The organism is Nocardiopsis tropica (genome assembly GCF_042660575.1).
GTDB lineage: Bacteria > Actinomycetota > Actinomycetes > Streptosporangiales > Streptosporangiaceae > Nocardiopsis > Nocardiopsis tropica.
On sequence record NZ_JBHSUF010000007.1, the window covers coordinates 309,270 to 334,834 of the forward strand.

Here is a 25,565-nt window from a genome sequence, read left to right on the forward strand (position 1 = left end):
GGCGGTCACAGGGGGATCGACACGTTGTCGATGAGCCGGGTGGAGCCCACGCGGGCGGCGACGGCGAGGACCGCGTCCCCCCGGTGGCCGGGCGCGGCCTCGGTGAAGGTCGCGGCGTCGACCAGGGCCAGGTAGTCGAGGACGACGGGGGGAGCGGCCCCGGCCGCCCCGTCCAGCACGGCGTGGGCGGCGGCGCGGACGGCGTCCGGCCCCCCGGCCGCGGCCTCACGGCCCGCCCGGAGGGCGCGCGACAGCGCCAGCGCGCTGCGCCGCTCGGCGTCCGACAGGTAGACGTTGCGGCTGGAGGAGGCGAGCCCGTCGGGGTCGCGGAGGATGGGGGCCCCGACGATCTCCACGGGCACGTCGAGGTCGGCGACCATGCGCCTGACGAGCGCGATCTGCTGGGCGTCCTTCTCCCCGAAGACGGCGGTGTCGGGCCGGACCAGGTTGAGGAGCTTGGCGACGACGGTGAGGACCCCGGTGAAGTGCCCGGGGCGGGAGGCGCCCTCCAGCCGCTCCCCCATCGGCCCGGCGTCGACCGTGACCATCTGCGGGGCCGGGTACATGGTGGCGACGGACGGGGCGAAGACGACGTCCACCCCCTCCTCCGCGCAGAGTGCGGTGTCGGCCGCCAGGTCGCGCGGGTAGCGGTCGAAGTCCTCGCCGGGGCCGAACTGGAGCGGGTTGACGAAGACGCTGACGACCACCGTGTCCGCCCGCTCGCGGGCCAGGCGCATGAGGGAGCGGTGGCCGCCGTGGAGGGCGCCCATGGTGGGGACGAGGGCGACGTGCCCGGGGCCGGAGAGGGCCCGGCGCAGCTCTTCGGGCGTGCGCGCCACGAGGGGGCCGCCGGCGGTCGCGGTCTGCGGTGTGGGTTCGGTCATCGGTGGTTTCCCGTGGTGGAGTTCTGCGGCGCGCACGGCGCGGCGGCCGGGCGCGCACCGGGCGCGACGTGGGGAGGGCGTCAGCGGCGGAGGACGTCGAGCAGGCGCACGGCGTCCTCCGGCTTGAGCATCCCGGCGTTGATGGCGCGGTCGGCCGTGAGCCGGGCCAGCTCGACGTAGCTGGCGACGCTCTCGGGGGCGTTCTCGCGCAACTGCTCGATGTGTCCGGCGACGGTCCCGGCGTCGCCGCGCAGGACGGGCCCGCTGAGGCCGTGGATGCCCAGGCGGAGGGCGTTGTCGAGGGCCGCGCTGAGCATGGGGGCGAGCATGCGGCCCGGCTCGGGGACGCCGGCGGCCGAGAGCAGGGCGGCGCTGTCCGCGACGAGGGTGACGAGGTGGTTCGCGCCTCCGGCGAGGGCCGCGTGGTAGAGGGTGCGCCTCTCCTCCTCGATCCACACGGGCTCGGCGCCCATCTCGACGACGAGGGCCTCGGCGATGGGCCGCAGCTGCTCGGGCGCCGTGACGCCGAACGCGCAGTTGGCGAGGCGGTCGACGTCCTCGTCGCGGCCGGTGAAGGTCATCGCCGGGTGGAGGGCGAGCGGGAGCGCGCCGACCAGGGTGGCGGGGGCGAGGACGCCGTAGCCGTGCGCCCCGCTGGCGTGGACCAGGAGTTTTCCGCGCAGGTCGGTGCCGGTGGAGGCGAGTCCCTCGGTGATGTCGGGCAGGGCGTCGTCGGGGACGGTCAGCAGGACGAGGTCGCTGGCCTCGGCGACCTGCGCCGGTTCGAGGACGCGCGCGGTGGGCAGGCGCCCGGCGACGCGCTCGCGGGAGGCGTCGGAGACCGCGGAGGCGGCGACGACCTCGTGCCCGGCGCGGCCGAGGGCCTGGCCGAGGACGGAGCCCACGCGGCCGGGACCGATGACGCCGACCCGCAGTCGGGCGGGGCGCCCCTGCGTCGTCTCCATGTGCGTGCCCCCTCGTGGTGCGGTGCGTCCGGTTCCCGCGCACCGTGACGCCTGTGCACACGATAGCCCTCCCCCGCCGGTGACCTGCCGCCCCGCCCCCGGGGACGCGAGTGGGGACGGACACGTCGTGCCCGTCCCCGCCCGTCGTGCTCCCCGCCCCCGTGTGGGGGCGCGGATCAGTTCTGGATGATCACGCCGGTGTTGTAGCAGGAGCCCACGGACTTGCCGCCGAGGACGGCGTTGGAGATGCCGCAGCCCTCGCTCTCGTTCTCCAGCTCGTGGAGGGTGGTGTTCCCGCTGAGCACGGAATCGAAGTTCTGGGTCCAGGCCTCCGAGTCCGCAGCCGCCGGCGAGGCGGAGAGAAGGATTGCGGCGGAGGCGATGGCCACGGCACCGGTGGCGAACGTCTTCTTCAGCACGATGGAACTCCTTCTTTGTCCGGCCGGGAGGGCCGACCGGATCGCGGTTGTTCGTGGCACCCGGGAGTGCTGGTGATGAAGTTACTGGGGGAGAAGCCCCTTCAACGGGCTTGAGCTGGAGTGATCACGAAATCGACGGAGATGCCGACCCTGTGTAGTCGAACGTCTCGGGGTCGATCGGGGCAAAGGTCGCGGACCGGCGAGGGGGGTGTGCGCGCTGCGTCACCGCCGCGCGGGGTTCCAGTCGCGCACCAATACGGGTTGCGGTCAACCGTGTCGGACCGGAGGGCCGGGGGCGGGCGCCCCTCGGGGGTGGCGGGGCTCGTCCGCGCCGGACCCCGGACACGGGAAAGGCGCCACCCCGTCGTCACGGGATGGCGCCTCGCGCGGAAAGCTCGCGGACCCCGGCCGGGTCGGTTCAGTCGGGACGTCTCCGACTGGACACCCCCGCCCGGTCGGGCCGGATCGATCTGTCCTGCGTGTACTGCGGGGACCGCGGTACTAGTTCTTGACCGTGGCGCCGGAGTCGACGCAGCTGGCGCCGGCCACGCCCAGGACGGAGATCGCGTTGCCGCAGACGTTGATCGGCACGTCCAGGTCCGCGACGAGCTGGTTGCCGCCGAGGATGCTGCCGTTGCCGGAGGTGAAGACGTTGCTGTTGGCCATGGCCGGAGCACCGGTGAACAGGACGCCGGCGGCGGCGGCAACGATGGCACTGGCGGCGAAAGCCTTCTTCAGCATGTGTTTCTCCCGTCGGACCGGTCGGCGGGGGCGCCAACCGGTCGATAACGTTGACTATGTGTATGAGACTGAACACTCCCCGTGTTCAGTCACTATTTAGCCATACTCAACCACTCCATGTGACCAAAACTCGGAAGTCTTCCGGGGCGCGGAGCTGGAGATATCACCATTCGTGACCAACCATGTCCGACATGTGGTCCACAACTGGAAGCACCTTGGGCCCATATTGTGTTGCACGTCACATCAGGTTTCGGGGGTGTCATAGGTCCCGTCTGCGGCCCCGGTCCCCACGGCGTGCCCCGGACGCCGCTCCAGCGTCGAACGGGTCGCCCAGCGCTCCGTCCCCGCCGACGGCACCCGTGCCCGGCGGCCGTACGCGGCGAGCGCGTCCACGAGCCGGCGGCCCTCCCCCGCTTCCCGGGCGGACGCCCTCGCCCGGACCGGGCCGGGGGGCGTGTCCACGTCCACCGACACGAGGCCGGTGAACCGGGCCAGCGGGCCGGCCGTCAGCCGCAGCGACTGGACGCGCTCCACCGGAACGATCTCCGTCACCTGGCAGAACAGGCCCCGGGTGCTGATGAACAGGCGCCGGTCGACGCCGACCAGCCCCGGCACCCAGGTCCGGTTCGGCACCATCGCCACGTGCGCCGCCCCGCTGTCCGGGAACAGCTCGTCGACCAGCGCGTAGGCCCTCCGGCGCGGGGCCACCGGGAGCAGGGTGGCCGAGTCGCCCTGGCGGGCTCCCGCGTATCCCGCGACGTTGGCCTCCACACGGGCCACCCCCAGTGCGCGCCAGAGCAGCGGCTCGACCACGCGCACCGCCTGGACCCGGCCCGGCGGGACCGTCTGCATGCGGCGCTGGAACATGCCGTAGCGCAGCCGGAGCCCGTCCGAGGACAGGGAGGCGTAGTAGTCCGTGTAGCGGGCCAGGGGCCCCCAGAAGTAGCGGAGCAGCCCCAGGGTGAGGGGTACGAGCGCGCCCGCCACCCCCGGTTCGGCGAAGACCGCGCCGGCGGTGGCCAGCATGAGCAGCAGCACGAACGAGAGCAGGACCGGCACCCGGAAGGTCAGCGCGCCGAGCAGCAGGAGGAACGGCAGCCGGTAGAACGGCCACTCCGGCGCCTCGGGCGAACGGCCCGGGAGCCCCGCCGCGTGGGCGAGGACCGCCGCGCGCACCCGTTCGGCCAGGCCCCTGCGCAGACAGCGCAGCCGGATGGCGCTCCCGTCGCCCCCGGCGAGTTCGATGCGCAGTTCGGCCATGCCGAACACCTGCATGAGCAGGGGCTGGACCACGTCCACCGCCTGGAGGCGGCTGAGCGGGATCTCCCGTGAGCTGCGCATCACGAGACCGCTGTGGACCACCAGGTGGTCCTCGCGCAGGCCGAAGGTGCCGTACCACCAGGAGGGCAGGGCGTAGGCGAGGGAGCCGAACACGACGGCCACCGTCATCATCACCACCCAGCCGAAGCCGAACATGGTGAGGATCGGGCCGGCCAGCGCCACGAACACCAGGGCGACGGCGACCACCTGGAGCGGGACGACCGCCCAGTGCGAACGGAACACGCCCGTGGTGACGTCCTCGTCGGGTTCGCGCCGCGGTACCGGCTGCGGGCGCCACGCCACCGAGGGGGGCAGCATCGTCGGCGCCTGCGGGTACGGGCCGGCCGGCGGGAAGCCGGCGGGGGGCCGGGCCCCGTGGCCGTACGGCGCCCCGTACGGCCCCTGCGGGCCGGGAGCGGGGTACCCGCCGGGCCCCGGGGAACCGTACGGACCCGGAGCGGCTCCGGGGGCGGGCGGGTGCGCCGGTCGGCCGCCGGGCCACTGCGGCGCCGGTCCGGGCGGGATCCCCGGACCGTACGCGGACCGGGGGTCCCGGGGAACGGGTCCCGGCCGCCCCGGGGCGCCCGGACGGCCGGACTCCGCGTGCGCGGCGGGCGGGGGCCCGGGCGGCACACGCCCGGCGGTCCCCTCCGGTGCCGACCGCGGGGTGCCGGGCGCCTCCTGGGGACCGGAGGGCTCCTGGGCGCCGGTCGGACCCACAGGTCCGGGCTCCGCCCCCGCCGCCTCCGGGCGCGGGCCCCCGCCGGGCGGGACCCACCCCGGTCCGGCCGTGTCCTGCGGCCCCGGCGGGTCCTCACGCGCGGCGCCCTCCCCCGAGGGCTGTCCTCCCGGTGGACGCTGGGGCTCCTGGGACGGCTGAGCTGATCCGTGCACTTACAACCCCGTCGAGAAACTCTCGCTGCGCGCCGCGAGCCGGTCGCGCAACTGGACGGCTTCGGCCAGGGGGAGTCCGACCACGCGGATGTCGGCGGTGCTCGCCGCGGTGCGCACCCGCACGGTCGCGATCCCCAGTGCCTGTTCCAGCAGGTCGGCGGTGACGTCGACGACCTGCATGCGGCCGTAGGGGACGACCACCAGCTGGCGGACGAGCACACCGTAGGTCAGGTACAGCTCCTCCGCGGCCTCCGCGTACCCCCACGACCCGCGGAACTGCCCGGCCAGGAGCCAGCCCGCGGCGAAGGCCGCCAGGGCCGCCGCCGTCCAGCCCGCGGCCCACGGCCAGGAGGCCCAGACGAAGAGCGTCACGGCGCCCCCGACGCCGGCGATCAGGCACACCGCGCCCACCACGAGCCTGCGGTACCACGCGAGGGCGGGCGACACGCGGTTCCAGGAGGTGTTCCCGGGCGGGGCGAACGCCGCGTCGAGCGGCCGGGCGGGCCGGGGCTCCCCGGTCGGGGTCGGCGGCGGCGTCGGCTGCGGTGTCGGATCACTGGTCTCCACGGAGCCAGTCAACCATCAGCGGGCAACCCCCCGCCGGAGCGGCTCGGCGCGGCCCCGGGCCGGACTGCGGCGCGGGCGCCCCGGAAGCGGCCGGCGGGCCCGCCGGCGCCGGAGGCCCTCCCCGCCCGCGTCGGGCGGGGAGGGCGTCGCCGGCTTCCGCGGGCGGTGCGCCCGGGGCGTGTTCCGTGGACGCTCCCGGCGGCCCCGGAGCCCGCGGGACACGGCCTACCGGGCGGCCGGGGGCTCGTCGCCCCTGTCGTCGTCCTCGGGGACCCGGCAGCAGTACTCCAGGTAGAGGGCCGCGGCCAGCAGGAGCCCGGCGGACAGCGCCGTGAACAGCGCCGTCAGGAACACCTCCCGCTGCGTGGGCAGCACCAGCATGTCCGACACCGTGAGCGCCATGCCCGCGAAGAAGCCCAGCGCCAGCGACGCGAACAGCGCGCTCGCCTTGGCCAGGGCGACCAGGCGGGCCGCGCTGAGCGGCTGGATCGGCTCGGTGCCGGGCTCGTGGCGGATGCGCCTGCGGGTCCGCCCCGCCGTGAACCCCTCCGCCAGGGCGAGCAGCAGCAGGGTCGGGATCGCCGACCACGGTAGGAGGGGCAGGGCGGGCAGCGCGTTGGTCAGCAGGACCCCCAGGAGGGCCCCGGCCACCACCAGCAGCGCCGGCACCCGCCAGCCCGTGGGCCGCAGCCGTCCCTCGTCGTCCTCGGCCATCAGCGGCCCTCCCCGCCCGGCAGCCGCAGTCCCAGGTCCTCGCGCACGCGGAGTTCCTGCGCGCCGCCGGTGTCCTCGGCCACGAGGCCGGCCAGGAGGTCCGCGACCGGGCCGCGGCCCGGCAGTTCGGCGAGGGGGTCGGCGTCCAGCCACGGCTGGAGGACGAACACCCTCAGGTGCGCCCGCGGGTGCGGCAGGGTCAGGTCCGGGTCGTCGTCGCGCACGTCGCCGTACGAGACGACGTCCACGTCCAGGGTGCGCGGACCCCACCGGACCTCGCGGACCCGGCCGAAGGCCCGCTCGGCGTCCTGCGCGCGGGCCAGCAGCTCCCCGGGCGTGCCGGCCGTGTCCACGACGAGGACCGCGTTGAGGAACGCCCCCTGGTCGGGGCCGCCCACCGGGGCGGTCTCGTAGACCGGGGAGACCGCCACCGGGGCGGGCGCGCCCGGCCCGCCCAGCAGGGTGTCCACCGCGCCCTGGAGGGTCGCCATCCGGTCCCCGAGGTTGGACCCCAGGGAGAGCACCGCCCGGGTCACGTCCGCGACCCCCGTCCGTCCGGGACACGGGCGGGCTCCGCGGCGCCGGGCTCCCCCTGGCCCCCGGGACCCGTCCGGTCCCTGACGACGGTGACCGCGACGTCCGCGAACTCGTGGTCGATGGGCGCGGACGGCTTGTGCACCGTCACCTCGGCCCGGTCGACCAGGGGCTCGGCCAGGCACGCGTCCGCCAGGCGCTCGGCGAGCGTCTCGATCAGGTTGACCGGCTCACCGGTCACGATCGCGACCAGCCGGTCGGCGAGCAGCCCGTAGTGGACGGTGTCGCCGACGTCGTCGGAGGCCGCCGCCGCCGCGGTGTCCAGGTGGAGCACGGCGTCGACCACGAAGTCCTGGCCCTCGCGGCGCTCGAACCCGAACACCCCGTGGTGGCCGCGCGCGCGGAGGCCGCGGAGGGCGATGCGGTCCCGCGTCACTCCTCGCCCTCCTCGTCGTCCTCCATCAGCACGGGAGAGGCGTGGTGCGACCACAGCCTCCATCCCTGCTCCGTGTCCACGAACAGGTTGGTGGTCACCACCTGGCCCCCGGCGACGAAGCCGGGGCTGCCGTCCTCGGCGGTGAGCACGTTCTCCTCGCACGTCACCATGGCGATGTCGCCCCCGACCCCGATGTGGGTCTCGGTGAGCACGTACTGGATGTACGTCACGTTGGCCATGATCAGCGACCAGGCCCTCATGATCTCGGTCCGGCCGCGCAGCAGCGGCCAGCCCGGGTTGACGCACACCAGGTCGGGCGCCTCGTGCTCCTCGGCCCAGACGCTGCGCATCAGGTCGATGTCGCCGTTCTCGATGGCGCTGTAGAACTGCGCGTTGGCCTCGGCCACGCGCTCCATGACCTCCTGGCGCGACTTCACCGGCCGCCCCGGTCCAGCGGCTCGGAGCGCCCCTCGTCCAGGCCGGCGCCGCCGTCGGCCCAGGCGGCGGCGACGCGCACGGCGTCGGCGTTGGGACGCACGTCGTGCACCCGCACGGCCCATGCCCCGCGGTCGGCGGACAGCGTGGTGACGGCGGCCGTGGCGGCGTCGCACTCGGCGAACGGGCGGTCCTCGCCCTTGGCGTCGCCGAGGAGCCGGCTCAGGAAGCGTTTGCGCGAACCGGCCACCAGCACCGGCCGCCCCAGTTCGTGGAAGCGTTCGAGGTCGTGGAGAAGCGCCCAGTTGTGCGCCTGCTCGGGGCGTTTGGAGAATCCCAGTCCCGGGTCCAGAACGATCTGACCCGGATCGACACCTGCACTGATCATGGCCTCCATACGGTCGCGGAGCTCATCGAGGACCTCCTGGACGACATCCGTGTACACGGCACGGCTCTGCATGTCATGACTATGCCCACGCCAGTGCATCAACACGTAGGCAACGCCGGAAGAGGCGACAAGGCGTGCCATCGCCGGATCGGCGAGGCCCCCGCTGACGTCGTTGACGAGCACCGCGCCGGCCTCGACGGACCGCTCCGCGACCTCCGCGCGCATGGTGTCCACGCTGACGGCGACACCGCGCGAGGCGAGTTCGCGCACGACGGGCTCGACCCTTCGCAGCTCCTCCTGCGCGGAGACGCGCTGCGCTCCGGGGCGGGTGGACTCACCGCCCACGTCGATGATGTCCGCACCCTCCTCGACCAGGTGCAGGCCGTGCTCGATCGCCCTGTCGGGATCGAACCACGCGCCGCCGTCGGAGAAGGAGTCGGGGGTGACGTTCACGACCCCCATGACCAGGCACCGCCCGCGGTCGGGCAGGCCCGGAAGTGTGTGTTTCGGCCCCATAAGGATCACCCTACGCGTACGGCCGGGGGCCGGGGGCTCGTGCCCCCGGCCCCCGGCCGGGTGTCCGCGACGTCACTTCCGGGGGCTCCGCCCCCGGAGCGCCCTCAGCGCCGGTCGAGGATCAGGCTCATCGCCTCGGACCGGGTGCGGTCGCTGCTGCGGAAGATCCCCCGCACCGCGGAGGTGACGGTCTGGGCCCCGGGCTTGCGCACCCCGCGCATCGTCATGCACAGGTGCTCGGCCTCGACCACGACGATCACGCCGCGGGGCTGGAGGTGGTCCATGATCGCGTCCGCGACCTGGCCGGTGAGCCGCTCCTGGACCTGCGGGCGGCGCGCGTACACGTCCACCAGCCGGGCGAGCTTGCTCAGGCCCGTGATGCGGCCGTCGGCGCCCGGGATGTAGCCCACGTGCGCGACCCCGTAGAACGGCACCAGGTGGTGCTCGCACGTGGAGTAGAGCTCGATGTCCTTGACCAGGACCAGTTCCTCGTGGTCGGCCTCGAAGACCGTGGTGAGCACGTCGCCCGGCTTCTGGCCGAGCCCCGCGTACTGCTCCTCGTAGGCGCGCGCCACCCGCTCCGGGGTCTTGACCAGGCCGTCGCGGTCCGGGTCCTCGCCGATCGCGATGAGGATCTCCCTGACCGCGCGCTCGATGCGCGGACGGTCCACCGGTCTGGGCGGCAGTTCGCCGGCTCCGCTCACGCGTCGCCTCCCTCGGTGCCGGTGGAGGGGGCTTCGGGCAGGCGGCCGTTGGCGGACGGGGTCTGCACCTCCGCCCCGTTGAGGACCGCCAGCTCCTTCTTGGAGCGCACCGGGGGCCGCTCGGAGGGCTGGCGCTTGCCGTAGCCGGTGTAGGAGCCCCGCGACGGGCGCTCGGTCACCGGGGCGAAGATCTCCAGCACCTGGGTCTTGGTGAGGGTCTCCTTCTCCAGCAGGGCCACGACCAGGTCGTCCAGGACGTCCCGGTACTCGACGAGGACCTCGTAGGCCTCGTCGTGCGCGGACTCGATGAGGCGGCGCACCTCCTCGTCGATGATGGAGGCGATCTCCTCGGAGTACTCGCGGGCGTGCGACATCTCCCGGCCCAGGAAGGGCTCGGTGTTGCCGGAGCCGAACTTGCGCGCGCCGAGGCGCTCGCTCATGCCGTACTCGGTGACCATGTTGCGGGCCAGGTTGGTGGCCTTGTCGATGTCGTTGCCCGCGCCGGTGGTGGGCTCGTGGAAGACGAGCTCCTCCGCGGCGCGTCCGCCGAGCATCATGGCGAGCTGGTCCATCATCTGGGAGCGCGAGGTGAGGAACTTGTCCTCGGTCGGCACCGACATCGTGTACCCGAGGGCACGGCCGCGCGGCAGGATCGTGATCTTGTGCACCGGGTCCGAGTTGGGCAGCGCGTGGCCCACCAGGGCGTGGCCGCCCTCGTGGTAGGCGATGATCTTCTTCTCCTGGTCGGACATGACCCGGGTCTTGCGCTCCGGACCGGCCATGACGCGCTCGATGGCCTCCTCCAGGACCGCGTGGGTGATGACCGTGCTGTCCGCGCGGGCGGACAGCAGCGCGCCCTCGTTGATGACGTTGGCCAGGTCGGCGCCGGTCATCCCGGCGGTCTGGCGGGCGATGACGTTGAAGTCGACGTCGTCGGCCAGCGGCTTGCCCTTGGAGTGGACCTTGAGGATGTCGCGGCGGCCGTCCATGTCGGGGCGGTCGACGACGATCTGCCGGTCGAAGCGCCCCGGGCGGAGCAGGGCCGGGTCGAGGATGTCCGGGCGGTTCGTGGCGGCGATCAGGATGACGCCGCCCTTGACGTCGAAGCCGTCCATCTCGACCAGCATCTGGTTGAGGGTCTGCTCGCGCTCGTCGTGGCCGCCGCCCATGCCCGCGCCGCGGTGGCGGCCGACGGCGTCGATCTCGTCGATGAAGATGATGGCGGGAGCGTTGGCCTTGGCCTGCTCGAACAGGTCGCGCACACGGGAGGCGCCGACACCGACGAACATCTCCACGAAGTCCGAGCCGGAGATGGAGTAGAACGGGACCCCGGCCTCGCCCGCGACGGCGCGGGCCAGCAGGGTCTTACCGGTTCCGGGCGGGCCGAACAGGAGCACGCCCTTGGGGATCTTGGCGCCCATCGCCTGGAACTTGGACGGGTTCTGGAGGAACTCCTTGATCTCGTGGAGCTCCTCGATCGCCTCGTCCGCGCCGGCGACGTCGGAGAAGGTGTTCTTGGGCGTGTCCTTGGTGATGAGCTTGGCCTTGGACTTGCCGAAGTTCATGACCCGGGAGCCGCCGCCCTGCATCTGGCTGAAGATGAACCAGAAGATGACGATGATGATGATCAGCGGCAGCAGGCTGAACAGGGCGGTGGTCCACACGGAGGTCGTGGCGACCGTGACCTCGTAGGACTCGAGGCTGCTGCCCTCGGTCTCCAGGGACTCCTGGAGCATGTCCGCCAGTTGGAGGCCCTGCCCCTCCACCCAGTACGCCTCGTAGATCTCGTCGTCGGTCGTGGTCAGCACGATGCGCTGGTCGCGGTCGACGATCTCGGCGTTGTCGACCTCGTCCCGCTCGATGAGCTGGTAGACGGTCGAGGTGTCGGTCTCCGTGGGCTGTGGTCCGCCACCGACGTCGAAGACGCGGAAACCGATGATGAGCATGAGGCCGACGGCCAGGACCCAGATCCACGGGCCGCGGAAAAAACGCTTCAGATTCATGTGAGCGGAACCCTGTCGGGTCCGTCCCTCCTGACCAGGCCGCCCGCCCCAGAGAACTATCCGAAGCAGGACCAAACGGACACGTGGCTCCCCGCGAGAACGCCGGGACCTTCGACGGTACACCGCACCCCACCGGGCGGGAGCACCGCTCGGCAAGCCGGACGCGGGGTCGTCATGAGAGCAACGACGGCACCCCGCCCGGTTGTTCCCGTGAGCGTTCCCACCGCCGCGCGGGGGCCGCGCGGCGGCGTTCCCGGGGGGCTACTCCTCGTAGACGTGCGGGGCGAGAGTGCCGATGAACGGCAGGTTGCGGTACTTCTCCGCGTAGTCGAGGCCGTAGCCGACGATGAACTCGTTGGGCAGGTCGAAGCCGATGTACTTGACGTCGAGGTCGACGTCGAAGGCCAGCGGCTTGCGGACCATGGTGCAGACCTCGACCGAGCTGGGCCCGCGCGACTTGAGGTTCCCCACCAGCCAGGAGAGCGTCAGGCCCGAGTCGATGACGTCCTCGACGATCAGGACGTCGCGGTCCTTGATGTCGGTCTCCAGGTCCTTGAGGATCCGCACCACACCGGAGGAGGTCGTCCCCGCGCCGTAGGAGGACACCGCCATCCAGTCCATGGAGACGGGGCTGTGCAGCACCCGGGCCAGGTCGGCCATCACCATGACCGCGCCCTTGAGCACTCCGACGATCAGCAGGTCCCTGCCCGCGTAGTCCGCGTCGATCCGCGCACCGAGCTCCGCCAGGCGCGCGTTGATCTCTTCCTCGGTGACCAGGACCTTCTCCAGGTCCCGGCCCATGTCCTTAGCGTCCACGCTCACTGTCCTCGCTGCTGGGTTCCCCGTTTGCGGCAACCAGGATAAACGTGCCGAACACGGGTACGGCCCCCGACCGGCGGCCCCCGGCCCCCTCGGCGTCCGCGCAGGTCGGACATGCCGGGCAGGCGGGGAGGGTTCAGGGGGCTCCGGCCTCGAACCGGATACGGCCCGCGGAGCGCCGCCCCCTGATGCCCCCGGGCAGGTCGATGTGGGCCTGGCCACGCCAGTCGACGACCAGGCGGTCCAGTTCGCGCACGTGCCGGGCGGTCAGCGCGCTCGCGGAGCAGCCGGCCGCCAGGGCGGCCCGGCGCAGCACGCGCGTGCGCAGCGCGTCGGGGGCCGCCTCCAGCGGTGCCACCGCCAGCTCCGGCCCGACCGGGGCCGCGGGGACCGGCGGGAGGCAGGCGGGCGTCTCGGCCGCCTGCGCGTACAGCGCGTCGGCGAAGGAGTCCAGGGTGTCGGCGTCGGCCCGCAGCAGCGCCGCCGTACGGGCGAGGGCCGCGGCGATCCCCGGCCCCAGCGTCCTCTCCAGTGCGGGGAGCGCGTCGTGGCGCACCCTCGACCGGGCGAAGCGGGGGTCCAGGTTGTGCGGGTCCTCCCAGGGGTCCAGGCCCATGAGGGCGCACGCCTCGCGGACCGTGGCGCGGTCCAGGTCGAGGAGGGGGCGCGCGTAGCCGCGGGTGCGCGGCGCCATTCCGGCCAGGGAGCGGGCCCCCGACCCCCGCGCCAGCCCCAGCAGGACCGTCTCCGCCTGGTCGTCGAGGGTGTGGCCGAGCAGCACCACCGCGGGGGCGTGCGCGGCGGCGGCGCCCTCCAGGGCGTCGTAGCGGGCACGGCGCGCGGCGGCCTCCGGCCCCCCGTCCGCGCCCACCTCCACCCTCCTGGACAGGACCGGGTCGAGCCCGAGCCCGCGCAGGACGCGGGCGACCGCCTCCGCCCGCGCCGCGGACCCCTCCTGGAGCCCGTGGTCGACGGTGACCGCGCCCGCGGCCCTCCCCGACCTCGGCGCCTCGAAGGCCACCGCCCCCGCCAGTGCCAGGGAGTCGGCGCCGCCGCTGCACGCCACCAGCGCCGTGGCGCCGGAGGGCAGGGCGGACAGCGCCCGCCGGACCGCCGAGCGCACCGCGGCCACGGCGGGGGGCGGCCCGCTCACTCGGTGATGGCGGCGGGGCGGACGACCCGGGCGACCCACGTGTGCGGGTTCCGGATCTCCTCCAGGGTGGGGAGGGTCTCGGGCGAGGTCCACACCTTGTTGAACTCCGCCATGCCGACGTCGGCCACGACGGCGCGGACGAAGGCGGCGCCCTCCTCGTACTGGCGCATCTTCATGTCCATGCCCAGCAGCTGCCGCATGATCCGGTCGAGGGGGTTGACGGACTCGCGGCGCTTCTGGAAGCGGGCGCGGATGGTGGCGACGGTCGGCACCACCTCGGGTCCGACGGCGTCCATCACGTAGTCGCCGTGCCCCTCGGCCAGGCTCATGACCGCGGTGACGCGGTCCATGATCTCGCTCTGCTCCGGGCTCTGGATCGCGGTGATGAGGCTGGTCTCCCCGCCCCCGCGGACGGCGTCAGCGACGGCCTCGCCGGCCGCGCGCAGCCGGTCGATGAGGTCGCCCGCGTTCATGTCGGACGACAGCAGGAGCTCCTGCATGAGCCCCTGGACGTGCCCGCGCAGCCACGGCGTGGCCGTGAACTGCATGCGGTGGGTCTCCTCGTGCAGGCACACCCACAGCCGGAAGTCCCGGGGGTCGACGTCCATCTCGCGTTCGGCGTTGACGATGTTGGGCGCCACCAGGGTCAGACGGCCGGTCGACACGGCGCCGTCGGGGCCCGGTGGCAGGAAGAGCTCGTACTGGCCGAGGACCTTCCCCGCCAGGTAGGAGAGCATCGCTCCCAGCTGCATCCCGGTGATCCGGGACCCGACCGCGCTGGTCAGGTTCCCGGCGGGGCTGTTGTTGAGCCGGTCGGCGCCCATTTGCTCGAGTACGGGTTCGATGACCACTCGAAACCCGTCGACGTTGGCTCGGATCCAGCCGGGGCGGTCCACGACGGCCGCGGGTCCCGCTGGTTCGAGGGGGTTCATTCCGGTGAAGTCGCGCACGTGCCCGGCCGCCACGGTGGAGAGCTCGCGCAACTGCGCCACGGCCTGCCGTGCGTCGGAGAGGTCCACCTGCGGCCCAGGGCGCACGAGGCGAACACCGGTGTTGACGGCTACGTCCCAGTCGATCACAGTCACACCGCCAGCCTACCCACGCAGCGGCGGAGGGCACGGGGATCAGGGTCGGAATTCCGGGTGCCCCCAGGGATACCCCTGAGACCGGCCGAATCGCCCCTCCGCTCCGGGCGCCCGCAGCGGAGGGGCGGCAGCGGTCAGGAGCAGCCGCAGCGGCTGAGCGCCGCGGGCAGCGAGTCGAGCTGGTAGCCGCTCGCCGCCGGGTTGTTGGCCATGAAGGCGAAGACGAACACGTTGCCCTCGCGGTCGTGGACCGTTCCGGCGAGGGTGGCCACCCCGTTGAGCGTGCCCGTCTTGCCGCGCACCAGGCCCGCGGCGTCGTGGGCGGAGGAGCCCTCGGTGTAGCGCCCGGCCAGGGTGCCGGTGGCGTGGGCGGTCGGCAGCCCGGTCACCGCCGCGCCCAGGTCGGGGCGTTCGCCGCTCGCGACCAGCTCCAGGAGTTCGACCAGGGCGCGCGGCGTGATGCGGTTGCGGGTGCTGAGGCCGCTGTTGTCCGTCAGGGAGACGCCCTCGACGCCCAGCCCGGACACGATCCGCTCGGTGGCCGCCGTGGCGCCGTCGAAGGTGGGCTCCTCCCCCGTTTCGATCGCGGTGATCCGGCCCATGGACTCGGCCAGGATGTTGTCGCTGGCGAGCATCATGAACTCCACCAGGGAGGCCATCGGCGCCGACTCCACCGACGCCACGGGCTCGCCCGAGGCGGTGGCCTCCGACGGCTCGCCCTCGACCTCGACGCCCGCCCGCTCCAGCTGCTCGGCGAACGCCCGCGCAGCGTGCAGGGACGGCTCCGTCGTGCGCGAGCCGTAACCGCTGGCCTCCGGGGAGACCCGGCCGGAGTCGAGCATCAGTGCGGTGACCGGGGCCGCGTTGCCCTCGGGGACGTAGTTGGGCTTCCAGCCCTCCGGGGTCCCGGGGCCGGCGAACAGCGAGTCGTCGTAGCCCAGGGAGACGGCGTCGACGCCCTCCGCCGCCAGCGCCTCGGCCGTGCGCGCCGCGAGCTCCTCCAGTGTGGCTACCTGCGGGTAAGCTGCGGAGTCGGCGGTCGCGGTCAGGGTCGTGTCGCCCCCTCCGCGCAGCACCACCCGGTTCGCGCCGGTGTCGAGGTACGCCTCGGTGCGCAGCACGTGGTCGGGGCCGACGGTGTCCAGGACGGCGACGGCCGTGGCGATCTTGGTCGTCGAAGCGGGGGTCACGGGCGTGTCCGCGTCACTCTCGAAGAGCGTCTCACCGGTCGTTCCGTCGACGACGTAACCGGAGAGGCCCTCCTCGAGCCCCGGGGACGACATGGGATCATCAAGGATGTCCGCGATCCGTTCCGGGTCCGCCGGAGTCGAGGCCGCGGGTTCCGCCGCCGCCACGCCCTCGGCGTTCGTGACCGGGTTGGGCACTGCGGGAAGCGGCCGAGCCTCGATCACGTCGAGGGCTACGAACCCGGCAATCAGCACGAATATGTTGAGCAGGGCCAGTGCGAGGAGCCCCTCGCCTCGTACCCGTCGCACCCGGGGCACCTGCCCTTCCTTCGGTGTCGCGGCCTGACGTTGTTGTTATACGGCGACATTAGTCGCATTGGGAGCCGAGATCAGCATGGAATTCGACGTTACGATCGAGATCCCCAAGGGGGAGCGCAACAAGTACGAGGTGGACCACGAGACCGGTCGTATCCGCCTCGACCGCATGCTGTTCACCTCCACCACCTACCCCGCGGACTACGGCTTCGTCGAGGGAACCCTCGGCGAGGACGGCGACCCCTTGGACGCCCTCGTCCTGCTCAAGGCCCCGACCTTCCCGGGCTGCCTGATCAGGGCCCGCGCCATCGGCATGTTCCGGATGCGCGACGAGGCCGGTGGTGACGACAAGCTGCTCTGCGTTCCGGCGACGGACCCGCGCCAGGAGCACCTTCGTGACATTCACCACGTCAACGAGTTCGAGCGCCTGGAGATCGAGCACTTCTTCACGGTGTACAAGGACCTGGAGCCCGGCAAGTCCGTCGAGGGGGCCAGCTGGGTGGGCCGCCACGAGGCCGAGCAGGAGATCGTGGCCTCCGTGAAGCGCGCGGAGGAGGCGGGGGCGCACGGCGACAGCTCGCACATCTCCGACACCGAGGGCGACAAGTAGGCATCGCCGACGCGTGGTCCGGCTGTGCCGGCGGAGGGCCGGTGGGGACGTTCCCACCGGCCCTCCGCCGTCGGGGCACGCCGGTGCCGTCGGGACTGGCGGCCCCCCTGTATCCATGAAACCCCGGTTCGCCCCGCCCCGGTAGGGGCTGTGGACGGCCGGCGTCATCTCCGGCTCTGCGGGATCGCCTCCCCCGGGGCGGATTCGGGGGCGTGGTCCCGGGCGAGCACGAAACCGGCGAACGCGACCAGGAGCAGGGCGCACACGACCGCCAGCGTGACGGGGGCCAGGGCCACCACCCCCCGCAGCCGGAGGGGGCCGTCGGGCCGCACCGGGAACCCGTTCCGGTCGAAGTGGTCGGCGCGCGCGGCCACGTGGGCCCGGTACCCGTCGAGCTCGGGCCCGCTCATCCCGTTGAGCACCCGGACCGGCACCAGCGCGGTCCTCTCGGGCATGGACATCCCGACCGGCGCGGCCGTCCGCAGGCCGGACGCGAGCCGCCTGGCGCACTCCGCCTCCGCCAGGGCGTGCAGCCATTCCCCCAGCTGCTCGGGCTCCTCCAGCCGGCCGATGTGCGCCCGGGCGGCGATCAGCGTGTCCCTGAGCACCACGTGCGCGGCGTCGCGGTCGCGCAGGACCAGGATGCAGCGCCGGTAGAGCTCCTCCCCGTAGGCGTCGAGCAGCCTCGCGTAGGCGTCGGCCCGCGGTATGCGACTGGAGCGCAGGGCGTGGAGGAGATCCTGGTCCGTCATAGACCAAGAATCTACGCGGCGCGGCGGGCGGCACATCCCCCTTTGTCGAAAGACGTGCCGTACCTGCACTCCGCCCGTCGAACCGAAGGAACCGGTGCGCGCGGGCCCCTCAGTCCGCGTCCCGGGGACCCCGGGGCTCCGGGGGGCGGGGGGCTCCGCCGGGGGGCCGGGAGGACCTCTGGTGGCGCGCGCGCAGCCACAGCAGCACGAAGGTCAGCGCGGTCAGCGCGGCGACCAGGACGGCCGCGCCCGGTCCGAGGAAGCCGAGCGCCATCACCGCGGCGGCCGCGACGACGAGCGCGCGCACGAGCACACGCGCCCACAGCCCCGGGGTCTCGGGGTTCAACTGTGCCTTCTGGGGAGGTATGCCATAACGGCCGCTCCTGTCACTACGGCTGGGGGATGGTGCCCGCTCCGGCGGTGTTCGCACGCCGTACTCGGGCTCCACATGTCACCACCGCGCAGCGCCACCCGCAACACACCCGGCGCTCCTCCGGGGTGAGGTGGCCGACACGCGCGATTCCCGACGATGGCTTGACTCCTCCCGGACTTTGCTGGTGTCCTTGCACCTATGTATCCGCGCACCCGCACCGACGCCACGGCTCGCACGGCCCCCGGGGCCCCCTGCCACCTGGCCTGTGCGGCGTGTCCGTGTTGTCGTCGCTGAGCCGATTCTGAGGCGTCTCCGTACGCCGTCGCTCGACCGCGTGCCCCTCCGATCCGACCACCTCGGCGTGTGGTCCGGACACGGGGCGCATCCCGCAGGGTGATTCCCGTCTCCACGCGTAGGCGCGGAGACCTCGCACCTGCCGCCCGGCCCGCCGGGACCCACCGACGACATCCGCGCGTTCCCGACACACGGGCGCGCACACGGGAAAGATCCTCTCACGATGCCCCAGCGCACTCTCGACCCCACCGCCGTTCTCCCGTCCTCCGAGGCCCCGCCGTCCGCCGTGTCGGCGCCGGCCGCCCGCCGCCCCTCCGACACCCCGTCCCCGGCCCCCGGGCCGGTCTCGCTGGAGGGGATCGGCGACGTGGTGGACGCCGGACGCCCTTCCGGCTATGCCCACCTGGGCGAACGACGTCTGCCGACCCTGGGCCGGCTGGTGGCGGCCGCCCGCGGCGCCGCGTCCTCGCTGCGCCGACCCACCCTGTGGCCGACCCGGCGGGGGCACTGGCAGCCGGCGCCCCGCGCCGCCCGCCGCCACGCGAGCGGCCGGCTGCGGGTGACCACCGTGGCCCTCGAACCCAACAGCTTCGTGTCCGGCCCCGCCGACCACCCCGCGCGTCCGCACGGCATGGAGGTCCTCTACCTGGTCAGCGGTCGCGCCCATCTGATCGCGTCGGCCCCCGACGGTCAGATGCGCTCGGCCTCGGAGCTGGCCGAGGGCCGGGCCCGCGTGGTCGGCGCACCCGTGGGAGGGGCCGCACGGGGACACCACTTCCTGGTGAACACCGGGGACGAGGTGGCCGTGGTGGTCCGGGTGACCGCCTGATCGCCCGCGCGCGGCGGCCGCCGTCCCGTGTCCGGGGCGTCCGCGCCCGGACAACGCCCCCGTGCGCGGTCCCGCGTCGGGGCGCTCACACATCCGCGCCCCGTTCTCCGGTGGCCGAGCGGAGCGCCGCGTCGACCGCCTCGACCGACCGCAGGACCCCCGCCATGCGCTGCCCCTCCGCGAGGTAGGCGTTCATCACCTGGTCGAGCGCGTGCGGGGGCAGGTGGTCGCGGAGGTCGACCCGTGCGGTCCGGTACCCCTCCCGGGCGGCCTCCAGCGCCGCGGAGACGTACTGGCGGGCCAGCCGGGAGAGGGCTACGGGATGACGACGCAGGACCCCGTGCAGCCGGTAGTCGGCGGGCACGTGGTCGAACAGCCACACGAGGGCGGTCTGCTCGAAGGAGTCCGACCCGGGCGGGTGAACACTCGCGGGCCAGTCCGGCGTCAGCGGCTGATCGGGCATGCCGACCAGCATACCCTTTGATCGAAAATATGTTCGATTCGACGGCGGGTCAGTCGGCGGTCCCCGTCGTCTCCGACGAGTCCTCCTTGGCGGCCTCCCGCCTCTCGAACTCCACCCTGATGGCCTGCTCCGCCGCGTCGACCGCGGCTCTGGCGGTGATCGCGTTCGTGTGCGCGCGGTCGAGCTCCTCCAACAGGATGCAGTCGAAGGAAACCCGTGCGTCGTGGATGGCTGCTTCCAGCTGACGTGATGCCTCTTCCAAACTCATGCCCTTCCCCTCCCCAGAAGAAGGCCCCCGCACACACGCGCCCCACCGGCACCGCCCCTCCCACCCCCTCCCCGACTGTCGCAGAGCCGCTCTACGATGGAACATCGCCGCTGCTCACAGCAGTGCCGACCATCCGGCCGAGAGGAATCCATGCGCAACCGCTACCCCGGGACATGCACCACCTGCCAGGTCGCCGTCGGTACCGGCGAGGGGATCGTCCTCAAGGGGGACGGCCGCTGGCTCACCTACTGCGCCGAGCACGAGCCGCGCCCCGTCCCGCCCTCCCGGGGCGCGCACCCCGGCTGGCACACCACCCCCCTGCTCGGCTTCGACTCCGAGACCTCCTCCCGCGACCCCGACACCGCCTTCCTGGTGTCGGCCGCCCTCGTGGACCGCGAGGGCAGGGCCCGCACCTGGCTGGTGAGCCCCGGCGATCGGGAGATCCCGGCGGGAGCGGTGGCGGTCCACGGGATCAGCACCGAACGGGCCCGCGCCGAGGGACGACCGGCCGCCGAGTGCCTGGAGGAGATCGCCGGGGCCCTGGCCGACCAGCTCTCCGCCGGCCAGGGCCTCGTGGTCTTCAACGCCCCCTACGACCTGCGGGTCCTCTCCTGCGAACTGCGGCGGTACGGCCTGGCCTCCCTGGAGGAGCGCCTGGGCGGGCCTCCCGCCCCCGTGGTGGACCCGCTGGTGATCGACCGCGGGGTGGAGCCCTACCGCAAGGGCAAGCGCAACCTGGGCGCCATGTGCGAGTACTACGGGGTGGAGCTGACCGACGCCCACACGGCCCGGGGCGACGCCTCCGCCGCACTGGCCCTGGCCGAGGAGATCGGCGCCCGCCACCCCGGGCTCGCCTCGGCGGACCTCGCCGAGCTGCACCGGCGCCAGGTCGACTGGGCCCTCTCCTACGCCCGCAACCGCCAGGCGTGGATGGACAGCAACAAGCCCGACCACGGGACCGTGGTGGACGGCACCTGGCCCTGAGGGCCCTCCCCGCGGCCCGTGATGTGCGGAACCCCGGCGAACGGGTAGGCCACCCCCACAGAACGCACATCCTCAGGAGGCGACATGGTCTACCTCATCCTGGTACTGCTGGCGATCTGGCTGATCCTCACCATCATCGGCGTGGTGATCAAGGGGCTGGTCTGGCTCGCCGTCATCGGCGCGATCCTGTTCGTCGCCACCGCCGTGTGGGGGTGGCTCCAGAACCGGCAGCGCGCCTGAGGTCCGGGCCGGGAGGGACCGCGAGGCGACGACCGCGGGGGCGCGGGCCTGACCGCGCCCCCGCGGCCCGTGACGGAACCGCGTGCGCCGATCGCCGCGAGCGTTCGCCGGGCACCTCCCGCAGGACGGGTGGCGAAGGCCGGCCCGGGTCCGGCTGTCCGAGCGCGGTCGGCGCGGTCGGCGCGGCCGGAGGAGGCCCTCCCGCCTCCTGCGCCACCGGCCCCTCAGGCCGGTACACCTAGGGCTCCAGAGCCCGCCTGGAGCCGGTCCCGTCGCCTCCGAGCGCGGCGACGATCCGCCGGGCGCGGACCTCGTCGGCGCCCAGGCGTTCGCGGACCATCCGCACCGCCTCCTCGTCCCGACCGAGGGCGACCAGGTCGTGCACGCGGGTTCGCAGGGAGTGCGGCAGGTCCTCCTGCCCCCTCGGCGCGGGAACGTATCCGCCCACATGCTGTTCGGGCTCCACCCGGGGCGCCGTCGCCTCTTCGACCACGAGCCGGTCGTTCAGGTAGGCCACCACGCGGCGCAGCGCGAGGGAACCCGCGGCGAGCACGACGATGGACCCGAGCAGCGCGAACAGCATGAACATCAGGCTCATGGCGTGCACCTACCCGCGTCCCCGTCGGCACAGCCCCACGCCGCCGACACGGCGGGTAATCATCTGTTGACCAAGGGCGGTCGACGGCGGCGGCCCGGAACCGCGTCCCCGGGCCGGGCCGCCGGAGCCATGGTCCTGGCGCCCCCGGTCCCCGGCGCGGAGCGCGAGGCGCGGGGACCGGCGCCACGGGCGGCCTGTTCGCCGAACAGGCGTTGGCCACCCAACTGGCCACCAACGCGAAACGCCACCCCGGTCCGGGGTGGCGTTTTGGCTGGAGCCGCCTGTCGGAATCGAACCGACGACCTATTCATTACGAGTGAATCGCTCTGCCGACTGAGCTAAGGCGGCGCGACGCCGCGTGTCACACGCGGCGAAGCGGTCCCAGTCTAACGCCTTCCGACGGGTGCCGTGTACACGTTTGCGGTCATGCCGGTCCCGCCTCCGCGAGCGGGGCGCGGGGGCCGGGGGCGGCGGCCCCCGGCCCCGTCGGTCAGGCGCAGGCCATGCCGTCCTCGGGAACGGTCAGGTCGACCAGGTAGGCGTCCACGATGTCGTCGATGCACTGGTCGCCCATGCGGTAGGCCGTGTGGCCGTCACCGTCGCGGGTCACCAGGAACCCGGATTCCAGCTGGCCCGCGAGCGCCTCGGCCCACGCGTACGGGGTGGCCGAGTCCCGGGTGGTGCCCACCACCATGATGGGGGCGGCCCCCGCTCCGTCCAGGCCGGTGGTCGGGGTGACCGCCTCCTCCGGCCAGTAGGCGCACGGCAGGGCCCCCCAGGCCAGCGTCGGACCGAAGATCGGCGACTCCTCGCCGGCCTCGGCCGCGGCCCGGACATACGCGTCGACGTCGCGCGGGCTCGGGGAGTCGGAGCAGTTCACCGCGATGAGCGCCGCCGTGGAGTTCTCGTAGGCGGCCGGGTCCTCGCGGCTGTACAGGTCGTCGCCGAGCTGGATCAGCACGGTGCCGTCGCCGTTCTCCATCGCCTCGGCCAGCCCCTCGCGCACCCGGGGCCACCAGCTCTCGGAGTACAGGGCCGCGAGGACGCCGAGCTCGGCGCGGGCCCGGTTGACCTCGCGGTCGTCGGCGCTGTTGGACAGCGGCTCCTCGGCGGTGTCGGCCAGGAAGTCGCTCAGCGCCCCGACGCCGTCCTCCACACTGTCCCCGGACGCGCCCAGCGGGCAGTCCGACTGCCCGAGGCAGTCCTCCACGAAGGCCCGCAGCGCCGTCTCGAAGCCGGTGGCCTGCGCGACGCTGAGGTCGAGCTGCTCCTGGCTGGGGTCCACCGCGCCGTCGAGCACGAGGGCGCGGACCCGGTCGGGGAACTCCTCCGCGTACTGCGCCCCGATGTGGGTGCCGTAGGAGGCGCCGAGGTAGGTCAGCTGCTCGTCGCCGACCAGGGCGCGCAGGATGTCCATGTCGCGGGCGACGTTGACGGTGCCCATGTGGAGCATCAGCTCGGGGTCGTTGGCCCGGCAGGCCTCGACGAACCCGCGGCTGTCCTCCTCCAGCTCGGCCAGCTCGGCCTCGGTGACCTCGGACATGTCGCCGTCGCCCTCGACGCTGTCCACCCCTCCGAGGAACTCGTCGAGCCCCTCGGAGTCCAGGCAGGTCAGCGGTGAGCTGCGCCCGACGCCGCGCGGGTCGAACCCGACCACGTCGAACCTCTGGCGCACCGCGTCGCTGACAGTGAAGGCGGCGTGGTCCACGTAGTCGTAGCCGGAGCCGCCCGGACCGCCGGGGTTGACCAGTAGGGAGCCGATGCGGTCGCCGCCCTCGGCGGGGAACCGCTTGACCGCGATCTCGACGCGGTCGCCGCCGGGCTCGTCGTAGTCCAGGGGTACCTCGTAGACCGCGCACTCCGCGCCGTCCGCCCCGCTCTCGCACTCACCCCAGTCGAGGCCCTGCTCGGTGAAGTCGGTCAGTGCGGGGTCGGGGGCTGCGACGTTCCCCTCCTCGGGGGCGCCCTCCCCGCCCGTGCACCCGGTCGCCAGCAGCACCGCACCGGCCAGTGCCGCCGCCAGTGCCCCCCGAACTCTCGTCGCCACGGATGTCCGCCCTCTCGTTTCCGCCGGCCGCTGGTGGCCGGCGCGTCGTCTGCTCCGCACCGGCCCGGCCGTGCGGCTCTGTCCTCCCACGGCCCCGGGGTCGCGGCCACCGGGTGGTCGCGACCCGCGGCCGGGGCCGCCTCCTGCCGCTCCGGACCGGTCCGGATCCGGACGGCCGCGGCCGTGCGCGCGGGTACCGGAGGCGGGCGTCCGCTCAGGTCGGCGCCCCGCCGGGGCGCCCCGGACCGTCCCGGCTCACGCTCTCCCGTCGACCAGGAGTGCGGAGGTCATGGCCTCCATGGCGATCTGGGGGTGCACGTTCGCCTCGATGCGTCCGCGGCACTCCATGATGGCGTCGATCCGTCGCAGCGTGGTCTCGGGGGTGCTGGAGCGCGCCACGCGGTCCAGGTCGCCGGAGCGCTCTCCGGTGGACAGCTCGACCGAGGCCCCCAGCTGGAGGGCCAGGACGTCCCGGTAGAAGGCGGCCAGGTCGAGCAGGGCGCGGTCGTAGGAGTCCCGTTTGATCCGGGTGGCACGGCGCTTCTGCCGCTCCTCCAGGTCCTTCATGGCGCCGGCGGAGCCCCGCATGGCCTTGGCCACGCCCTTGCCGGTGGAACCCTCGCCGAACGCGGTCCTCAGCTCGTCCTTCTCCTTCTCGTCCAGGGCCGTGGTGAGGGCCTTGGACTCCTCCTCGGCGATCTCGTACAGCCGGGCGGCGGAGGTGACGCACGCGCCGAGCCCGTCGAGGCGGGCGGGGATGGACAGCACCTCCTCCCGGCGCCTGCGCGCCTCGGGGTCGGTGGCCAGCTGCCGGGCCCTGTCGATCCGGCCCGCCGCGGCCACCGCCGACGCCTGGGCGAGCACGGGGTCGACCCCGTCACGCCGGACCAGGGCGTCCACCAGCTCCCGGGTGCCGGGGGTGGCGAGGGTGACCAGCCGGCAGCGGGAGCGGATGGTGACGAGCAGGTCGTCGGGCGCAGGTGTGCACAGCAGCCAGACCGTCCGGGGGGAGGGCTCCTCCACCGCCTTGAGCAGGGCGTTGGAGGCGGCCTCGGTGGCGCGCTCGGCGTCCTCGAAGAGCACGATGCGGAATCGGCCGCCGGAGGGCCTGGAGCCCGCCCGCAGCACCAGGTCGCGGGTGGCTGCGACGCCGAAGCTCAGACCGCTGGGGCGCACGTACAGCAGGTCGGGGTGGGTTCCGGCGAGGACCTGGTGGCAGGAGGGGCAGTGTCCGCAGCCGCCGTCGGGGCACTGGAGCGCGGCCGCGAAGGCCCGGGCCGCCTCCGAGCGGCCCGATCCGGGCGGGCCGGTGAACAGCCAGGCGTGCGTCATGCCCGCGCCCCGGCCCCCGGCGACGAGGTCCGACGCCCCGGCCACGGCCCGTCGGAGCTGGCCCACCGTGGCCTGCTGGCCGATGAGGTCGTCGAAGACCGTCACGCTTCCCCCCGAGAACCACCGCTGATGTCTGCTCCCAGGATAGGAGTCGCCACCGACGCCCGGGCCGTCGTCCACAGGCCCGCAGGGGGTGGATAGCGTAGTGCCGTCACGGCCCGGCGCCCGCTCCGCGTACGGCCGCCGCGGCGGTCCCCCGACCTCCGCGGTCCAGCCACACCCCTCCTCACCGTCCCCCGCAGAAGATCCGGAGCAGTCCCCCTTGACGCACTCCCCCTCCCCCTCCTTCCGGCCGCAGCCCGGGTCCCGCCCCGAGCGGGACGCCTCCCTCCACGAGGGCGGGTCGCCCTTCGGGGAGGGCTCCGGCCGCCCCTCGTTCGCCCCGCCCGAACCCCCGCGGCGCGGGATGTCCGCCGCCGACCGGGTCGCCGCGATCGTCCTCGGCTGCGTGGTCGTGGCGCTCGTCGCCCTCGTCGCGATCGGGGTCGCCGTCCTCCTCCCGGTCTGACGGACCACCCGTGCCCGGCGCCCTCCCGGGGCGCCGGGCACGCACCGTCCCGGACCGGCTGACCGGACGGGGGAGGCCCCGGCGGCGGTCCGCCGGGGCCTCCCCCGTCCGTCGTGTCCCGGCCCTCC

Annotated in this window: 28 protein-coding genes, 1 tRNA gene and 1 pseudogene; 5 read left to right on the top strand and 25 right to left on the bottom strand. The window is 73.7% G+C overall.

Annotated elements, in window-relative coordinates; translation table 11 throughout:
- Positions 1–5 precede the first annotated feature (5 nt).
- The 17 genes and pseudogenes from panC to dacB form a co-directional block, all read right to left on the bottom strand.
- Positions 6–884 carry a pantoate--beta-alanine ligase gene (gene panC, locus ACFQBR_RS13955; protein WP_344177090.1) on the bottom strand — a complete coding sequence of 293 codons (879 nt, stop codon included), beginning with the start codon at positions 882–884 and terminating at the stop codon, positions 6–8.
- An 80-nt stretch (positions 885–964) separates the two neighbouring features.
- Positions 965–1,849, bottom strand: a complete 885-nt coding sequence (locus ACFQBR_RS13960; protein WP_344177088.1) for a Rossmann-like and DUF2520 domain-containing protein — start codon at positions 1,847–1,849, stop codon at positions 965–967.
- Positions 1,850–2,025: 176 nt separating this feature from the next.
- A complete protein-coding gene (locus tag ACFQBR_RS13965) occupies positions 2,026–2,268 on the bottom strand; it encodes a hypothetical protein (protein ID WP_267946853.1) in 243 nt (80 codons plus the stop codon).
- A 501-nt stretch (positions 2,269–2,769) separates the two neighbouring features.
- Positions 2,770–3,009, bottom strand: coding sequence for a chaplin family protein (locus tag ACFQBR_RS13970; RefSeq protein ID WP_267946854.1), 240 nt, complete (start codon positions 3,007–3,009; stop codon positions 2,770–2,772).
- Between the two features lie 243 nt (positions 3,010–3,252).
- A complete protein-coding gene (locus ACFQBR_RS13975) occupies positions 3,253–4,647 on the bottom strand; it encodes a PH domain-containing protein (protein WP_344177085.1) in 1,395 nt (464 codons plus the stop codon).
- Between the two features lie 576 nt (positions 4,648–5,223).
- Complete coding sequence (locus ACFQBR_RS13980) at positions 5,224–5,670, bottom strand: PH domain-containing protein (protein ID WP_344177227.1); 447 nt, start codon at positions 5,668–5,670, stop codon at positions 5,224–5,226.
- A 345-nt stretch (positions 5,671–6,015) separates the two neighbouring features.
- On the bottom strand, positions 6,016–6,504 hold the full coding sequence (locus ACFQBR_RS13985; RefSeq protein WP_344177082.1) for a DUF3180 domain-containing protein: 489 nt from the start codon (positions 6,502–6,504) through the stop codon (positions 6,016–6,018).
- Positions 6,504–7,040: a 2-amino-4-hydroxy-6-hydroxymethyldihydropteridine diphosphokinase gene (gene folK, locus ACFQBR_RS13990; RefSeq protein ID WP_344177080.1), complete on the bottom strand. Its 537-nt coding sequence runs from the start codon at positions 7,038–7,040 to the stop codon at positions 6,504–6,506. Before folK ends, ACFQBR_RS13985 begins: the two co-directional genes overlap by 1 nt.
- A 68-nt stretch (positions 7,041–7,108) precedes the next feature.
- A pseudogene (folB, locus tag ACFQBR_RS13995) lies at positions 7,109–7,474 on the bottom strand (dihydroneopterin aldolase); the annotation flags it as partial.
- Positions 7,471–7,911, bottom strand: a complete 441-nt coding sequence (locus ACFQBR_RS14000; RefSeq protein WP_267946860.1) for a nuclear transport factor 2 family protein — start codon at positions 7,909–7,911, stop codon at positions 7,471–7,473. The gene ACFQBR_RS14000 and the pseudogene folB, both read right to left, overlap by 4 nt.
- Positions 7,908–8,813: a dihydropteroate synthase gene (gene folP, locus ACFQBR_RS14005; RefSeq protein WP_267946861.1), complete on the bottom strand. Its 906-nt coding sequence runs from the start codon at positions 8,811–8,813 to the stop codon at positions 7,908–7,910. Before folP ends, ACFQBR_RS14000 begins: the two co-directional genes overlap by 4 nt.
- A gap of 104 nt (positions 8,814–8,917) precedes the next feature.
- The gene (folE, locus tag ACFQBR_RS14010; protein WP_267946862.1) at positions 8,918–9,517 is read right to left on the bottom strand and encodes a GTP cyclohydrolase I FolE; all 600 of its coding nucleotides are present in this window, start codon (positions 9,515–9,517) and stop codon (positions 8,918–8,920) included.
- On the bottom strand, positions 9,514–11,520 hold the full coding sequence (gene ftsH / locus ACFQBR_RS14015) for an ATP-dependent zinc metalloprotease FtsH (protein ID WP_267946863.1): 2,007 nt from the start codon (positions 11,518–11,520) through the stop codon (positions 9,514–9,516). Before ftsH ends, folE begins: the two co-directional genes overlap by 4 nt.
- A gap of 261 nt (positions 11,521–11,781) precedes the next feature.
- Positions 11,782–12,336, bottom strand: a complete 555-nt coding sequence (gene hpt, locus ACFQBR_RS14020; protein ID WP_267946864.1) for a hypoxanthine phosphoribosyltransferase — start codon at positions 12,334–12,336, stop codon at positions 11,782–11,784.
- Between the two features lie 139 nt (positions 12,337–12,475).
- Entirely contained in the window at positions 12,476–13,492 is a 1,017-nt protein-coding gene (gene tilS, locus ACFQBR_RS14025) for a tRNA lysidine(34) synthetase TilS (protein WP_344177074.1), read from the bottom strand.
- Positions 13,489–14,571 (bottom strand): zinc-dependent metalloprotease, encoded by a 1,083-nt coding sequence (locus ACFQBR_RS14030; protein ID WP_267950543.1) that lies wholly within the window; start codon positions 14,569–14,571, stop codon positions 13,489–13,491. Before ACFQBR_RS14030 ends, tilS begins: the two co-directional genes overlap by 4 nt.
- Positions 14,572–14,711: 140 nt before the next feature.
- A complete protein-coding gene (dacB, locus tag ACFQBR_RS14035) occupies positions 14,712–16,082 on the bottom strand; it encodes a D-alanyl-D-alanine carboxypeptidase/D-alanyl-D-alanine endopeptidase (protein WP_267946866.1) in 1,371 nt (456 codons plus the stop codon).
- 76 nt (positions 16,083–16,158) lie between these two features.
- Here dacB and ACFQBR_RS14040 point away from each other — a divergent pair, with 76 nt between their 5' ends.
- Positions 16,159–16,689, top strand: coding sequence for an inorganic diphosphatase (locus ACFQBR_RS14040; protein WP_267946867.1), 531 nt, complete (start codon positions 16,159–16,161; stop codon positions 16,687–16,689).
- Between the two features lie 164 nt (positions 16,690–16,853).
- Here ACFQBR_RS14040 and ACFQBR_RS14045 read toward each other — a convergent pair whose 3' ends face one another.
- Together ACFQBR_RS14045 and ACFQBR_RS14050 are read right to left on the bottom strand one after the other, a co-directional pair.
- Entirely contained in the window at positions 16,854–17,441 is a 588-nt protein-coding gene (locus ACFQBR_RS14045) for an RNA polymerase sigma factor (RefSeq protein WP_344177072.1), read from the bottom strand.
- 109 nt (positions 17,442–17,550) lie between these two features.
- Positions 17,551–17,787: a hypothetical protein gene (locus ACFQBR_RS14050; protein ID WP_267946869.1), complete on the bottom strand. Its 237-nt coding sequence runs from the start codon at positions 17,785–17,787 to the stop codon at positions 17,551–17,553.
- Between the two features lie 544 nt (positions 17,788–18,331).
- Between ACFQBR_RS14050 and ACFQBR_RS14055 the strand changes: the two genes are divergently transcribed.
- Positions 18,332–18,937, top strand: coding sequence for a cupin domain-containing protein (locus ACFQBR_RS14055; RefSeq protein ID WP_352983697.1), 606 nt, complete (start codon positions 18,332–18,334; stop codon positions 18,935–18,937).
- An 85-nt stretch (positions 18,938–19,022) separates the two neighbouring features.
- On the opposite strand, the gene ACFQBR_RS14060 is transcribed toward ACFQBR_RS14055, so the two are convergent.
- On the bottom strand, positions 19,023–19,412 hold the full coding sequence (locus ACFQBR_RS14060) for a hypothetical protein (protein WP_267946871.1): 390 nt from the start codon (positions 19,410–19,412) through the stop codon (positions 19,023–19,025).
- A 37-nt stretch (positions 19,413–19,449) separates the two neighbouring features.
- Complete coding sequence (locus ACFQBR_RS14065) at positions 19,450–19,668, bottom strand: hypothetical protein (protein ID WP_267946872.1); 219 nt, start codon at positions 19,666–19,668, stop codon at positions 19,450–19,452.
- Between the two features lie 150 nt (positions 19,669–19,818).
- Here ACFQBR_RS14065 and ACFQBR_RS14070 point away from each other — a divergent pair, with 150 nt between their 5' ends.
- Complete coding sequence (locus tag ACFQBR_RS14070) at positions 19,819–20,652, top strand: exonuclease domain-containing protein (protein WP_344177066.1); 834 nt, start codon at positions 19,819–19,821, stop codon at positions 20,650–20,652.
- An 84-nt stretch (positions 20,653–20,736) separates the two neighbouring features.
- On the top strand, positions 20,737–20,892 hold the full coding sequence (locus tag ACFQBR_RS14075; RefSeq protein ID WP_267946874.1) for a hypothetical protein: 156 nt from the start codon (positions 20,737–20,739) through the stop codon (positions 20,890–20,892).
- Positions 20,893–21,130: 238 nt separating this feature from the next.
- Here the strand turns inward: ACFQBR_RS14075 and ACFQBR_RS14080 are convergent, their stop codons facing one another.
- The 4 genes from ACFQBR_RS14080 to ACFQBR_RS14095 form a co-directional block, all read right to left on the bottom strand.
- Positions 21,131–21,490: a hypothetical protein gene (locus ACFQBR_RS14080; protein WP_344177064.1), complete on the bottom strand. Its 360-nt coding sequence runs from the start codon at positions 21,488–21,490 to the stop codon at positions 21,131–21,133.
- A 272-nt stretch (positions 21,491–21,762) separates the two neighbouring features.
- A tRNA-Thr gene (locus ACFQBR_RS14085) sits at positions 21,763–21,838 on the bottom strand.
- Positions 21,839–21,980: 142 nt separating this feature from the next.
- The gene (locus ACFQBR_RS14090) at positions 21,981–23,537 is read right to left on the bottom strand and encodes an alpha/beta hydrolase (protein ID WP_378553535.1); all 1,557 of its coding nucleotides are present in this window, start codon (positions 23,535–23,537) and stop codon (positions 21,981–21,983) included.
- Between the two features lie 255 nt (positions 23,538–23,792).
- Positions 23,793–24,974, bottom strand: a complete 1,182-nt coding sequence (locus tag ACFQBR_RS14095) for a DNA polymerase III subunit delta' (protein WP_344177061.1) — start codon at positions 24,972–24,974, stop codon at positions 23,793–23,795.
- 217 nt (positions 24,975–25,191) lie between these two features.
- On the opposite strand from ACFQBR_RS14095, the gene ACFQBR_RS14100 reads away from it, so the two are divergent.
- On the top strand, positions 25,192–25,437 hold the full coding sequence (locus ACFQBR_RS14100; protein ID WP_344177059.1) for a hypothetical protein: 246 nt from the start codon (positions 25,192–25,194) through the stop codon (positions 25,435–25,437).
- Positions 25,438–25,565 lie beyond the last annotated feature (128 nt).

Coding starts and splice junctions, on each gene's coding strand:
- ACFQBR_RS14040 (WP_267946867.1), top strand. CDS start 16,159: ATGGAATTCGACGTTACGATCGAGATCCCCAAGGGGGAGCGCAACAAG.
- ACFQBR_RS13970 (WP_267946854.1), bottom strand. CDS start 3,009: ATGCTGAAGAAGGCTTTCGCCGCCAGTGCCATCGTTGCCGCCGCCGCC.
- ACFQBR_RS14045 (WP_344177072.1), bottom strand. CDS start 17,441: ATGACGGACCAGGATCTCCTCCACGCCCTGCGCTCCAGTCGCATACCG.
- ftsH (WP_267946863.1), bottom strand. CDS start 11,520: ATGAATCTGAAGCGTTTTTTCCGCGGCCCGTGGATCTGGGTCCTGGCC.
- panC (WP_344177090.1), bottom strand. CDS start 884: ATGACCGAACCCACACCGCAGACCGCGACCGCCGGCGGCCCCCTCGTG.
- ACFQBR_RS13960 (WP_344177088.1), bottom strand. CDS start 1,849: ATGGAGACGACGCAGGGGCGCCCCGCCCGACTGCGGGTCGGCGTCATC.
- ACFQBR_RS13975 (WP_344177085.1), bottom strand. CDS start 4,647: ATGCTGCCCCCCTCGGTGGCGTGGCGCCCGCAGCCGGTACCGCGGCGC.
- ACFQBR_RS14070 (WP_344177066.1), top strand. CDS start 19,819: ATGCGCAACCGCTACCCCGGGACATGCACCACCTGCCAGGTCGCCGTC.
- folP (WP_267946861.1), bottom strand. CDS start 8,813: ATGGGGCCGAAACACACACTTCCGGGCCTGCCCGACCGCGGGCGGTGC.
- ACFQBR_RS14065 (WP_267946872.1), bottom strand. CDS start 19,668: ATGAGTTTGGAAGAGGCATCACGTCAGCTGGAAGCAGCCATCCACGAC.
- ACFQBR_RS14060 (WP_267946871.1), bottom strand. CDS start 19,412: ATGCTGGTCGGCATGCCCGATCAGCCGCTGACGCCGGACTGGCCCGCG.
- ACFQBR_RS14080 (WP_344177064.1), bottom strand. CDS start 21,490: ATGAGCCTGATGTTCATGCTGTTCGCGCTGCTCGGGTCCATCGTCGTG.
- ACFQBR_RS13985 (WP_344177082.1), bottom strand. CDS start 6,504: ATGGCCGAGGACGACGAGGGACGGCTGCGGCCCACGGGCTGGCGGGTG.
- ACFQBR_RS14055 (WP_352983697.1), top strand. CDS start 18,332: ATGCCCCAGCGCACTCTCGACCCCACCGCCGTTCTCCCGTCCTCCGAG.
- ACFQBR_RS14075 (WP_267946874.1), top strand. CDS start 20,737: ATGGTCTACCTCATCCTGGTACTGCTGGCGATCTGGCTGATCCTCACC.